Genomic DNA, 12643 nt, shown 5'->3' with positions numbered 1-12643 from the left:
CGGGAGGCGGCGGGGTCAGGCGAAGGCGTCGGGCGGCGGGCAGGAGCACACGAGGTTGCGGTCGCCGTAGGCCTGGTCGATGCGGCGGACGGGCGGCCAGTACTTCGTGCGAACGAGGGAACGGACGGGGTAGACCGCCTCCTCGCGCGTGTACGGATGCCGCCACTCGCCCACCACGGTCGACACCGCCGTGTGCGGGGCACCGACGAGCGGGTTGTCGTCCGCGGGCCAGTCCCCCGCCGCGACGCGATCGGCCTCGGCCCGGATCGCGACCATCGCCTCGACGAACCGGTCGATCTCGGCGAGATCCTCCGACTCGGTGGGTTCGACCATGAGCGTTCCGGCGACCGGGAAGGACATCGTCGGGGCGTGGAAGCCGTAGTCGATCAGCCGCTTGGCGACGTCGTCGACCGTGATGCCGGTGCTTTCGCGCAGCGGACGCAGGTCCAGGATGCACTCGTGCGCCACGAGTCCGCCCTCTCCCGCGTACAGAACCGGGTAGTGATCCCGCAGCCGCGCGGCGACGTAGTTGGCCGCGAGCACCGCGGCACCGGTCGCCGCCCGCAGCCCGGCCGCCCCCATCATGCGCACGTACGCCCACGAGATCGGCAGGATCGACGCCGAGCCGTACGGCGCGGCCGAGACCGGTCCGCCGTCGAAGAGGAATCCGCCCGCGTGCTCGGCCCGCTGAGCGAGCGGATGCGACGGCAGGAAGGGCGCGAGGTGCGCCTTGGCGGCCACCGGGCCGACGCCCGGTCCGCCGCCGCCGTGCGGGATCGCGAACGTCTTGTGCAGGTTCAGGTGGGAGACGTCGCCGCCGAGGTCGCCGAAGCGCGCGTAGCCGAGCAGGGCGTTGAGGTTCGCGCCGTCGACGTACACCTGGCCGCCGGCGTCGTGCACCGCCCCCGTGATCGCGAGCACGTCGTGCTCGTAGACGCCGTGGGTCGACGGGTACGTGATCATCAGCGCCGCGAGCGCATCGGCGTGCGCGGCGATCTTCGCGCGGAGGTCGTCGAGGTCGACGTTGCCGGCCTCGTCGCACGCGACCACGATCACGCGCATCCCGGCCAGGACGGCCGAGGCGGCGTTGGTGCCGTGGGCCGACGACGGGATGAGGCACACGTCGCGCGCCTCGTCACCGCGGGAGCGGTGATAGCCCCGGATCGCGAGGAGCCCGGCCAGCTCGCCCTGCGATCCGGCGTTCGGCTGCAGCGAGACGGCGTCGTAACCGGTGACCTCGGCGAGCCACGACTCCAGCTGGTCGACGAGATCGAGGTATCCGCGCACATCGTCGGCCGGAGCGAACGGATGGACCCGCGCGACCTCGGGCCACGACACCGCCGCCATCTCGGTCGCCGCATTGAGCTTCATCGTGCACGAGCCGAGCGGGATCATGCCGCGATCGAGCGCATAGTCGCGGTCGGCGAGCTGCTTGAGGTACCGCATCATCGCCGTCTCGGACCGATGCGTGTTGAACACCGGGTGCGTGAGGTACTCGTCGTCGCGAGCGAGCGACGCGTCGGTGTGCCGTGCGGAGAGCGCGCCCGCGGCGAAGCCGAACGCGCGCTGCGCCGGGCCTCCGAAGGCCTGCGCCACCACGTGCAGATCGGTCGTCGTCGTGGTCTCGTCGACCGAGATGCCGACGGTGTCGGCGTCCCACCGCCACAGCTGATAGCCGCGGTCATGCGCGGTGGCGACGACCTCGTCCGCGCGACCGGGGACGCGGACAGTCAGCGTGTCGAAGAAGGTCTCGTGGACGACCTCGGCGCCGGCCTCGATCAGCCACTCGGCGAGGAGAGCCGCGCGTCCGGCGACGACCTCGGCGATCCGGCGGAGGCCGTCGGGGCCGTGGTAGACGGCGTACATCGACGCCATGACCGCGAGGAGCACCTGCGCAGTGCAGATGTTCGAGGTCGCCTTCTCGCGCCGGATGTGCTGCTCGCGGGTCTGCAGGGAGAGCCGGTAGGCGGGGTCGCCGGCGGCGTCGACCGAGACGCCGACGAGGCGCCCCGGCAGCTGTCGCTCGAGACCGGCGCGCACCGCGAGATAGCCGGCGTGCGGGCCGCCGAAACCCATCGGCACCCCGAAGCGCTGCGTCGTACCGGCCGCGACGTCGGCGCCCAGTGCGCCGGGCGAGCGCAGCAGGGTGAGGGCCAGCAGATCGGCGGCGACGACGACGAGGCCGCCGCGCTCCTGGACAGCGGCGATCGCACGGCTCGGATCGACGACACGTCCGGACGCGCCGGGGTACTGGATGAGGATGCCGAAAGCCTCCGGCAGCGCCGCCGCGTCGGCCGTGATCTCCACCTCGTGCAGCTCGATGCCGACCGCGTCGGCCCGGTGCGCCAGCAGAGCCTTGGTCTGCGGCAGCGCGTCGGCGTCGACCAGGAAGACCGACGAGCGGCTCTTCGACGCCCGGCGCGCGACGAGCATCCCCTCGACGACCGCCGTCGACTCGTCGAGCATCGACGCCCCGGCCGTCGCGAGACCGGTCAGGTCGGTGACCATCGTCTGGAAGTTGATGAGCGCCTCGAGCCGCCCCTGGGAGATCTCCGGCTGGTACGGCGTGTAGGCGGTGTACCACGACGGGTTCTCGAGGACGTTCCGCTGGATGACCGCGGGCGTGTGCGTGTCGTAGTAGCCGAGCCCGATCATCGACCGAGCCGACCCGTTCCGACCCGCGAGCGCTCGGAGCTCCGCGAGCGCCTCGTCCTCCGACGCGGCGGGCGGGATCACGCTGTCGGCCGGCGGAGCCGCGTGGATCGCCGACGGGACCGCTCGTCCGACGAGGTCGTCGAGAGCGTCGTAGCCGAGCGCGTCGAGCATGCGGCGCTGCGCCGCCCCGTCGGTGCCGATGTGGCGGGCAGCGAAGTCGGTGCTCATGCGTCTCCGCCGGTCAGCGCGGCGTAGGCGGCGCGATCGAGCAGTCCGTCGGCGTCGGCCGGGTCGACCTCGATGCGCAGCAGCCAGCCCTCGCCGAACGGCCCTGCGTTCACGAGCGACGGGTCGTCGACGACGGCGTCGTTGATCTCGACGACGCGGCCGCTCAGCGGGGCGTAGAGCTCGCCGACCGACTTCGTCGATTCGATCTCGCCGCAGACCTGATCGGCGGTGACGACGCTCCCCACGGCGGGCAGGTCGACGTACACGACGTCGCCCAGCTTCTCGGCGGCGAAATCGGTGATGCCGACGGTCGCGGTCGTGCCCGAGAGGTCGACCCACTCGTGCTCGGAGGTGTACTTCAGGGCGTCGAGATCGGTCATTTCTTCCTCCGGTAGAACGGCAGCGGGGTCACGGTGGCGGGGATGATGGTGCCGCGGACGTCGATGGCGAGCTCGGTGCCGGGCTGGGATGCCGCGGGGTCGACGTACGCGAGGGCGATGGGGTGGCCGAGGGTGGGGCTGAGCGCCCCGCTCGTGATCTCGCCGACGCGGTGGCCGTCGGCATCGATGACGGCGTAGCCGGCGCGACCGGCGCGGCGGCCCTCGGCCGCGAGACCGACGAGCACGGGAGCGCCGGCGTCCGATCGCTCGGCGAGTGCCGTCTTCCCGACGAAGTCGGCCTTGTCGTCGGCGACGGCGCGGGCGAGTCCGGCCTGCGTGGGCGTGACGGCGCGCGAGAGCTCGTGTCCGTACAGCGGCATCCCCGCCTCGAGACGGAGCGTGTCTCGCGAGGCGAGCCCCGCAGGCACCAGTCCGAACGGCGCGCCTGCCGCGAGCAGGGCGTCCCAGAGCCCCTCCGCGGCGGCGACCGGGATCATCAGCTCGAATCCCGCCTCGCCGGTGTAGCCGGTCGTGGCGATGACGACGGACCGGCCGTCGAACTCCGCGGTCGTGAAGGCGTAGTAGCCGAGCTCGGCGAGCGGCACGCCCGTCACCTCGATCTCAGCGACGGCCTGGACGACCTCGAGCGCGCGGGGGCCCTGCACGGCCACGAGCGCCATCTGATCGGTGATGTCGGTGATGTGCGGCACCTCGCCACCGACGACGAAGGCGAACGAACCATCGGCGCTGTCGACGCCCGGGGCGGGCCGGGACGCCCGCCAGGGTTCGACGGCGGCCGCGAGGGCGGTGGCGACGGCAGCGCGATTGCCCGCGTTGGCGATGACGAGGAAGGCCACGGGACCGGTGCGGTAGACGATGACGTCGTCGACGATGCCGCCGTCGGGCGCGAGCACGAGCGAGTACTTCGCCTTGCCCACCCGCATCGACGAGATGCGGCCCGCGAGGGCGTGGTCGAGGAAGCCGGCGGCATCGCCGTACTCGACCGAGAACTCGGCCATGTGCGAGATGTCGAACAGTCCCGCCGCGGCGCGCACGGCGTGATGCTCGGCGAGGTCGGACGTGTAGCGCACCGGCATGAGCCAGCCGCCGAAGTCGGTGAAGGAGGCGCCGAGGTCGGCGTGACGATGGTGCAGGACGGTGGAGCGGGGCTCTGACATGAGTTCTCCCGTGACGGGCGGGCGGATGCCGCGGCCACGGCATCCGGGAACTCCCCCTCTGTCTTGGGCCTGAGAGCTTCACCGGGGTCGCCTGCGCAGGCGGCACCCGGTTTTCACCGTGGGCGGATCTCGATCGAGATCGCTTTCCAGAGCGGCCGGACGTGCGCGGTACACGGACCTGAGAGATTGGCGGGGAGGCTTGCTCCTTCGGTGCCCGGCGGATGCCGGAGCTCTCCCGCGTGCGTCATGCGGCCTGTCTTCAGTTGCGCGATCAGCATAGCGGCACGGCGCCGCTGCGCCGAGACCCGAATGCGGTCAGGATGTGCAGCGGCCCGAGGATACGGCGGGCGAGCCGGCGTCCACGGATTCGAGAACCGGCAGCAGCTCATCGGTGGTCATCGCGTACCCGCGACGCTCGTCGTCGGCGCCGCGCGCGAACACGACACCGGCGATCGTCCCGTCGGCGGTGAGCAGCGGCCCGCCGGAGTTGCCGGGCCGGACGTCGGCGTCGAGGGCGTAGATCTCGCGCGGGGCCCGGCTGGCGTCGTAGATGTCGGCGACGGGAGCCACACCGACCGAGACGACGAAGGCCGACCCGCTCGTGAACGGTCCGCCGAGCGGGTATCCCTGGACGGCGACGGCCGTGCCCGCCGCGACCGGCGCGGTGATCGGGATCGGCGCGGCGGCGAGGTCCTGTACGGCGATGATCGCGAGGTCGTGGACCGGGTCGAACGCCACGACCCGTCCTTCGCGCGGGCTCTGGCCCGGCAGCTCGATGAGCGGAGCGTCGACTCCTGCGACGACGTGCGCGTTGGTGACGATGAGGTCGGAGCCGGCGACGAAGCCGGAGCCCGTCATCGACACGCCGCACGCGTAGGCGGTTCCGCTGATGCGGGCGACGGAGGCCGCGGCCCGCTCCAACTCGGGATCATCGAGCGCGACAGGCGGCGCCGTCGGCTCGACCTCCGGGCGCAGCAGCTCGCCGATGCGCGGGATCCCCTCGTCCACGACGAAACCGCGCACCTCGGCGAGCGCCGAGTCGACCGGGTCGGGCGTGAGCGCGTCGATGAAGCCGAGCACTCGGGACGACGCGACCGCGGTCGACACCACCGGCATCCCGCTCGCGGTGACGGCACCGGCCCCGAGGAGGAGCACGAGCGCGCCCGCGATCGTCGCCGCACCGGCACCGAGGAGCCGGTCGAGCACGCGCAGCTTCGCCCGCTCGACTCCGCGCCGCAGTGCCGCCCCCACGGCGGTGCCGAGCACCGTGACGAGCGCGATGATGCCGATCGCGCACGCGGTGAGCACGAGCGAGCGGTACTCCCAGTCGGCGACGCCCGGCGCGATCAGCGGGATCGCCCAGACCGCCAGCAGCGACCCGACGACGAGACCCGCGAGTGAGCCCGCGATGGCCACGAGGCCGCGCGTGGCGCCGATGGCGAGAGCGGCCACGAGGAGGATCACGACGAGAACGTCGACCAGCAGCACGGGACCTCCTCGGGTGGGTCTCCAGGGTACGCGGCGTCGCTGGGAGTACCCCGGTTTGCCCTTCGGGTGCGGCGCACCTTAAGATCGTTCTCGGAGGACTTATGGTCAAGATGACAAAAACCGACGACGGGGCGATCCGCGTCGCGGTGTCGACGGTGATCTTCAGCCTCCGCCACCGGGATGACGGCGCCGTACCCGACGTCGTCATGCCCCTCGTCCGGCGCACGCGCGATCCGCACGACGGGCAGTGGGCGCTGCCGGGCGGCTGGCTGCGCCGCTCCGAAGGACTCGAGGCCGCGGCATCCCGCACACTCGGCGAGACGACCGCCCTGGCCCCGCGCTACCTCGAGCAGCTCTACGCCTTCGGCGACCCCGACCGCTCCCCCTCCCGCGTCGTGTCGATCGTCTACTGGGCCCTCGTGCGCGAAGAGATCGCGGCGACTCCGCTCCCCGCGGACGAGAACGTCGCCTGGTTCGACGCGGCCGCGCTGCCGCCCCTCGCCTTCGACCACGCCCACATCGTCGACTACGCACTGTGGCGTCTGCGCAACAAGGTCGGCTACAGCCGCATCGCCCACGGCCTGCTGCCGGATCTGTTCACCCTCGCCGACCTCCGCGAGGTCTACGAGGCGATCGGCGGGAGGCGGCTCGACCCCGCCAACTTCCGCCGCCAGGTCGAGGGCTCGGGAACACTCATCCCGACCGACGACTTCCGCACGGGCAGCCACCGCCCGGCGCGCCTGTACCGCTACAACCACGACGTCGAGCTCGCCGACCGCGGCCCGCTCCCCGCGCCGAAGGACCCGTCATGACCTCGCCCCTCACCCTCATCCCGCGCCCCGACGACGCTCGTCCGCTCGACCCGAGCGTCGATCACGGCATCCAGGCCATCGTCACCGGCGCGTCGACGGCCGAGACGTGCACCACGGACCTGGCGGCCGGGCCGTGGGACTTCGACGTGCGGCCCGGCTACGGACCGGGCTCGTCGATGGGAGACGTCATCCCGACCGGCGCCCCGCGTCAGGGCGAGCTGCCCGCGCCGTACCGCGTCGCCACGGAGGCGGATCTCCACGACCGCATCCGTCGCGCGAAGGAGGCGCTCGGCGACCGGGTCGTCGTGCTCGGGCACTTCTACCAGCGCGAGGAGGTGGTCGTCCACGCCGACTACGTCGGCGACTCCTTCCAGCTCGCGGGGGCGGCGCAGGCGCACCCCGAGGCGGAGACCATCGTCTTCTGCGGCGTGCACTTCATGGCCGAGACGGCCGACCTGCTCTCACGCCCCGAGCAGGCCGTCGTCCTCCCGAACCTCGCCGCCGGCTGCTCGATGGCCGACATGGCCTCGATCGACGACGTCGAGGACTGCTGGGAGCAGCTCGCCGAGGTCTACGGCGACCTCGACACCCCCGACGCCGATGGCCTGCTCCCCGTCATCCCCGTGACGTACATGAACTCCTCGGCCGCGATCAAGGGCTTCGTCGGTCGCCACGGCGGCATCGTCTGCACGTCGTCGAACGCCCGGACGGTGCTCGAGTGGGCCTTCGCTCGGGGACGGCGCGTGCTGTTCTTCCCCGACCAGCACCTCGGACGCAACACCGCGAAGGCGATGGGCGTCCCGCTCGACCGGATGCCGATGTGGAACCCGCGCCGGCCGTGGGGCGGTACCGACGAGCAGACCCTCGCCGACGCGCAGGTCGTCCTCTGGCACGGGTTCTGCTCGGTGCACCGACGTTTCACCGTCGGGCAGATCGACAAGGCCCGTTCCGAGCATCCCGACGTCCGCGTCATCGTGCACCCCGAATGCCCGATGGAGGTCGTCGACGCAGCGGACGAGTCGGGCTCCACCGACTACATCCGCAAGGCGATCGCCGCGGCGACGACTCCGACGACCTTCGCGATCGGCACCGAGATCAACCTCGTCCAGCGGCTCGCCGCCGAGTACCCGCAGCACCGGATCTTCTGTCTCGATCCCGTGGTCTGCCCGTGCTCGACGATGTACCGCATCCACCCCGGGTACCTCGCCTGGGTTCTCGAAGAGCTCGTCGCCGGCCGCACGCCCAACCGGATCACGGTCTCGGCCGACGTCTCCGCTCCCGCGCGCGTCGCGCTCGACCGGATGCTGGCGGCCCGGCCGTGACCAGGCGCGTCGTCGTGATCGGGTCGGGTCTGGCCGGTCTCACGTGCGCGCTTCACGCGGCCGCGGCGGGCTGCCTCGTGACGGTCGTGACGAAGGCCGCGCTCGGCGACGGCAACACGGCACGCGCGCAGGGCGGCATCGCCGCCGCCGTGCTCCCCGGCGACTCGCCCGCAGCGCACGCGTCCGACACGCTCGGAGCCGGAGCCGGCTTCGCCGTCGAATCGGCGGTCGCCACCCTCGTCGCAGGCGCTTCGGCGGTCGTGCGCGAGCTGGTGACACGCGGCGTCGCGTTCGACCGCGACGCCACGGGCGTCCTGCGCGGAGGGCTCGAGGGTGCGCACTCGTTCGCCCGCATCCTCCACGCCGGCGGGGATGCGACCGGCGCCGCCATCCAGCAGGCGCTCTCAGCCGCGGTGCGCGACGCACCCGTCGAGCTGCTCGAGCACGCATTCGCGACCGATGTCGTCGTGCGCGGCGGTCGCGCCCGCGGGGTCGAGATCCTCGTCGGCGGACACCGCCGCACGCTTCCCGCCGACGCGGTCGTGCTCGCGACGGGCGGAGCCGGTCAGCTGTTCGAGCACACCACGAACCCCGCGGTCGCGACCGGCGACGGCATCGCGCTCGCCCTGCGCGCCGGTGCCGAGACGGCCGATCTCGAGTTCGTCCAGTTCCACCCGACCGCGCTGGCGGACGGCACACTCGTGTCCGAAGCCGTGCGCGGCGAGGGCGCGGTCCTGCGCGATGCCGACGGCCGCCGGTTCGCCCTCGACGCGCACCCGGCGGGCGAACTCGCACCGCGCGATGTCGTCGCCCGGGCCATCGCGACCGCCATGGCGCGGCAGCACGGCGCCCCCGTGCTGCTCGATGCCACCGGCATCCGTCCGACCCGCGCCGAAACCGCGGCGTTCCTGGCCGAGCGGTTCCCGACGGTCGACGCGGCCGTCCGCGCCCGCGGCTGGGACTGGTCGCGCGAGGGCGTACCGGTCACCCCCGCCGCGCACTATCTCATGGGCGGCGTGACGACCGACCTCGACGGCCGCACCAGCGTCCCCGGCCTCTTCGCGGTCGGCGAGGTCGCGCGGACGGGCGTGCACGGGGCCAATCGCCTGGCATCGAACTCGCTGCTCGAGGCCGCCGTGTTCGGTGCCCGGGCCGGCCTGGCCGTCGGCGACACCGGGGACACCGACGGGCCGGGGCCGGTGCGGATGCCGGCAGCCACGGTGGCGGGCGTCGCTGCGGTCACCGGTTCGACGACGCCCTCCGCCCTCGATCGATCCCCAGGACCGTTCTCCCGCCCGGAGCTGCAACGACTCATGTGGCGCGACGCCGGGCTCGCGCGCGACGCCGCCGGCCTCGAGCGCGCGGCCTTCCAGCTCGAGCGGTGGCACCGGAGCTTCGTTCCCGACGGGTCGATCGCTGCGCTCGAGGACGGCAACCTGCTCAGCGTGGCGCGTGCCGTGGTCGCCGCGGCGATCGCGCGCCCGACGTCCCTCGGTGCGCACCACCGCTCCGACGACATCCGCCGAGAAGAGGCCGCGTGATGCTGACCCCCGCCCACATCGCCCGTGCCGTCTCGGCCGCCCTCGACGAGGACGCGCCGTGGGGCGATCTGACGAGCGAGACGTTCATCCCCGCCGATGCGCGGGCGACGGCCCGGCTCGTGACGCGGGAGGACGGAGTGTTCAGCGGCGGTGCCGTGTTCGCGGCCGCCTTCACCCTCTCGGATCCGACCTGCGCGGTCGAGCAGCACCTCGCCGACGGCGCGCGCATGCGCGCCGGGGATGTCGTCGCCACGGTGGTCGGACCGGCGCGCGCGGTGCTCACCGCGGAACGGATCGGACTGAACTTCGCACAGCGCATGTCGGGGATCGCGACGCTCACTCGCCGCTACGTCGATGCCGTGGCCGGCACCGGCGTCCGCATCGCCGACACCCGCAAGACGACACCCGGTCTCCGAGCGATCGAGCGGGCGGCCGTCCGCGACGGCGGCGGATCGAATCACCGCTTCTCGCTCTCGGACGCCGTCATGGTGAAGGACAACCACCTGGGCGTGCTCGCCGGCGCCGGGCCCGGCGATGTGACCGCGGCCCTCCGAACGGCGATCGCCCGACTCCCTCACACGACCCACGTCGAGGTGGAGGTCGATCGCATCGAGCAGATCGAGCCGGTGCTGGCAGCCGGCATCCACACGATCATGCTCGACAACTTCTCGCTCGACGACCTTCGCCGCGGCGTGGACCAGGTGGCCGGTCGCGCCGTGGTCGAGGCATCGGGAGGCGTGAGACTCGACACCGTGCGCGCGATCGCCGGGACAGGCGTCGACGTGATCTCGGTCGGTGCTCTCACGCACTCGGCCGCCGCCCTCGATCTCGGCCTCGACCTCGCCGTGAGCGCGTCGTGAGCGCGTCGTGAGCGCGTCGTGAGCGCGCTTCACGCACGAGCCGGTCGCGCCTGATGCTCTACCTCGATCACGCGGCGAGCGGGCCGGTGCGACCCGAGGTGCTCGAGGCGATGGCACCCTTCCTCACGCGCCGCTACGGCAACCCGTCGAGCGTCCACGGATACGGCGAGGACGTCTCGTCGGCGCTCGAGGACGCCCGAGCGCGCGTCGCTCGCGTCGTGGGCATGAGACCGGGTGACATCGTCTTCACCTCCGGCGGCACCGAGGCGAACAACCTCGCCGTCGCGGGCATCACCCTCGGCGCGCGCGGGCGCACACCCGGACACGTGGTGACTACCGCGGTCGAGCACGAATCGGTCCTCGCGGCGTGCGATCACCTGCGGCGCCTGCACGGCTACACGATCACCGTGCTCCCCGTCGACGGCAACGGTCGTGTCGACCCGGATGCCGTCGCCGCGGCGGTCCGCGACGACACCGCCCTCGTGAGCGTGGGCTGGGCGAACAACGAGACCGGCACGGTCCAGGACCTGCCGGCCGTCGTCGCCGCGGTGGCAGCCGCGGGCCGGCCCGTGCCGGTGCACAGCGACGCCGTGCAGGCGGCGGGATGGCTGCCGCTCGGCGGATCGGGGGTCTCGGCGCTCTCGATCACCGGGCACAAGCTGGGCGCACCCGCCGGCACGGGTGTCGCGGCGATCCGCGGCCGGATCCCGCTCGAACCCGTCATCCACGGCGGCGGTCAGGAGCGGGGCAGACGTTCGGGGACGCAGAACGTCGCCGGCGCCGTCGGCATCGCCCGCGCCCTCGAGCTGGCCGAGCACGAGCGGGCGGATGCCGCCGCGTCCGCCCGCTCGGTGCGCGACGCGTTCGGCGCGCAGGTGGTGGCCGAGGTGCCCGGGGCCCGTGTGACGGCGGCGGGTGCCGAGCGCCTGCCGGGCCTGATCGCCTTCACCTTCGCCGGCGCGTCGGGTGAGGCCGTCCTGCTCGAGCTCGAACGACGCGGGATCGTGACGAGCAGCGGCTCGGCGTGCGCGGCGGGGAGCTCCGATGCCTCGCACGTGCTGCTCGCGCTCGGCCTCGACGACGACGCCACGCGCACCGCGGTCCGGTTCTCCTTCGGCCGGACTCCCGCACCCGACCCCGCCGGGCTCGCGTCGTCGCTGGCTGCGGCGGTGGCGGCATCCGTCGCGGCAGTACGATCGGGTCCGTGAGCACGCCCGTCGTCACCGTCGTCGTTCCCGGTCGCGACATCGCCCCCTACGCGGGAGCGGCGCTCGATTCCCTCCGACGGCAGACGCGCGCCGACTGGCGAGCCGTTCTCGTCGACGACGGGTCGCTCGACGGCACTCCGGCGATCTTCGACGAGGCGGCCGAGGCGGACACGCGATTCAGCGTCGTCCGCAACGAGCGTCCGCTCGGTCTGGGCGCCGCGCGCAACCTCGGCCTGGATCTCGTCGATACCCCCTTCGTCGCGTTCCTCGACGCCGACGACCTCTTCACGCCGACGGCGATCGAGCGCCTCGTCGGCACGCTCGACGCCTCGGGCTCGGACTTCGTCGCCGGAGCCTACGTGCGGCTGCGTCCCGTCGGCGAGGAGTACGAGCCGGGAATCGTGCAGCCGTGGGTCGCCGCGGCCACGGCCCCCGAACGGCTCGGCACGACCCTCGCCGATCATCCGGCGGCGTCGGGCAACATCGTCGCCTGGTCGAAGGCGAGTCGGATCGAGTTCTGGCGACGGCACGGCCTGCGCTTCCCCGAGGGCCGGCTGTACGAGGACCAGGTGCTCGCACAGCAGATGTACACGCGCGCTCGCGCCTTCGACGTCATCCCCGATGTCGTCGTGCACTGGCGCGAGCGCGCCGACGGGTCGTCGATCACACAGCACCGCGAGCGGCTCGCCGTGCTGCAGGACTATCTCGACGGGCTGCGCGGCGGCCTCGCGGTGCTCGACGCCGCCGGGGCGCACTCCGCGAGTGCCGCGCGCGTCGATCTCATCCTCCGGATGGACCTGCCGCCGCTCGCGGGCATCGCCGCCCGGCATCCGGATGCCAAGTATCGCCGTCTCGTGGGGTCGATCGTGCGCGACCTGCTGGCCCGCGGCGACGAGCCGGCTCGTGAGGAATCCGCGTCGGCGGAGCTGCTGCGCGCGGCCCGACTGTGGTGAGCCGACGCGACCGGGAAT

At 72.9% G+C, this 12643-nt stretch carries 10 protein-coding genes and 2 riboswitches; of the genes, 6 read left to right on the top strand and 4 right to left on the bottom strand.

Annotated features, from left to right (window positions below; all coding sequences use genetic code 11):
* Positions 1 to 15 precede the first annotated feature (15 nt).
* The 4 genes from gcvP to F6B42_RS06490 all read right to left on the bottom strand — a co-directional run bounded on the left by gcvP (position 16) and on the right by F6B42_RS06490 (position 5929).
* Complete coding sequence (gcvP, locus tag F6B42_RS06505) at positions 16 to 2883, bottom strand: aminomethyl-transferring glycine dehydrogenase (RefSeq protein WP_150418828.1); 2868 nt, start codon at positions 2881 to 2883, stop codon at positions 16 to 18.
* Entirely contained in the window at positions 2880 to 3263 is a 384-nt protein-coding gene (gcvH, locus tag F6B42_RS06500) for a glycine cleavage system protein GcvH (RefSeq protein ID WP_150418827.1), read from the bottom strand. Before gcvH ends, gcvP begins: the two co-directional genes overlap by 4 nt.
* Positions 3260 to 4441, bottom strand: coding sequence for a glycine cleavage system aminomethyltransferase GcvT (locus tag F6B42_RS06495; protein WP_150418826.1), 1182 nt, complete (start codon positions 4439 to 4441; stop codon positions 3260 to 3262). The genes gcvH and F6B42_RS06495 overlap by 4 nt, the downstream gene beginning before the upstream one ends.
* A 51-nt stretch (positions 4442 to 4492) precedes the next feature.
* A riboswitch (glycine riboswitch) is annotated at positions 4493 to 4596 on the bottom strand.
* 1 nt (position 4597) lies between these two features.
* A riboswitch (glycine riboswitch) is annotated at positions 4598 to 4689 on the bottom strand.
* Positions 4690 to 4756: 67 nt separating this feature from the next.
* Entirely contained in the window at positions 4757 to 5929 is a 1173-nt protein-coding gene (locus F6B42_RS06490) for a MarP family serine protease (protein WP_150418825.1), read from the bottom strand.
* Between the two features lie 110 nt (positions 5930 to 6039).
* Here F6B42_RS06490 and F6B42_RS06485 point away from each other — a divergent pair, with 110 nt between their 5' ends.
* From F6B42_RS06485 to F6B42_RS06460, 6 genes are read left to right on the top strand one after another with little or no spacing between them, the layout of a single operon-like run.
* Positions 6040 to 6741 (top strand): NUDIX hydrolase, encoded by a 702-nt coding sequence (locus tag F6B42_RS06485; RefSeq protein ID WP_150418824.1) that lies wholly within the window; start codon positions 6040 to 6042, stop codon positions 6739 to 6741.
* A complete protein-coding gene (gene nadA / locus F6B42_RS06480; protein WP_150418823.1) occupies positions 6738 to 8063 on the top strand; it encodes a quinolinate synthase NadA in 1326 nt (441 codons plus the stop codon). The genes F6B42_RS06485 and nadA overlap by 4 nt, the downstream gene beginning before the upstream one ends.
* Entirely contained in the window at positions 8060 to 9604 is a 1545-nt protein-coding gene (gene nadB / locus F6B42_RS06475; RefSeq protein WP_150418822.1) for an L-aspartate oxidase, read from the top strand. Before nadA ends, nadB begins: the two co-directional genes overlap by 4 nt.
* On the top strand, positions 9604 to 10464 hold the full coding sequence (gene nadC / locus F6B42_RS06470; protein ID WP_150419540.1) for a carboxylating nicotinate-nucleotide diphosphorylase: 861 nt from the start codon (positions 9604 to 9606) through the stop codon (positions 10462 to 10464). Before nadB ends, nadC begins: the two co-directional genes overlap by 1 nt.
* A gap of 53 nt (positions 10465 to 10517) precedes the next feature.
* Entirely contained in the window at positions 10518 to 11672 is a 1155-nt protein-coding gene (locus F6B42_RS06465) for a cysteine desulfurase family protein (RefSeq protein ID WP_150418821.1), read from the top strand.
* Positions 11669 to 12625: a glycosyltransferase family 2 protein gene (locus tag F6B42_RS06460; RefSeq protein WP_150418820.1), complete on the top strand. Its 957-nt coding sequence runs from the start codon at positions 11669 to 11671 to the stop codon at positions 12623 to 12625. The genes F6B42_RS06465 and F6B42_RS06460 overlap by 4 nt, the downstream gene beginning before the upstream one ends.
* Positions 12626 to 12643 lie beyond the last annotated feature (18 nt).

The sequence above is a fragment of the Microbacterium radiodurans genome (assembly GCF_008710705.1).
Taxonomy (GTDB): Bacteria; Actinomycetota; Actinomycetes; order Actinomycetales; family Microbacteriaceae; genus Microbacterium; species Microbacterium radiodurans.
The sequence above is the reverse complement of the archived record's forward strand: the minus strand, read 5'-3'. Positions and strand labels throughout refer to the sequence as shown.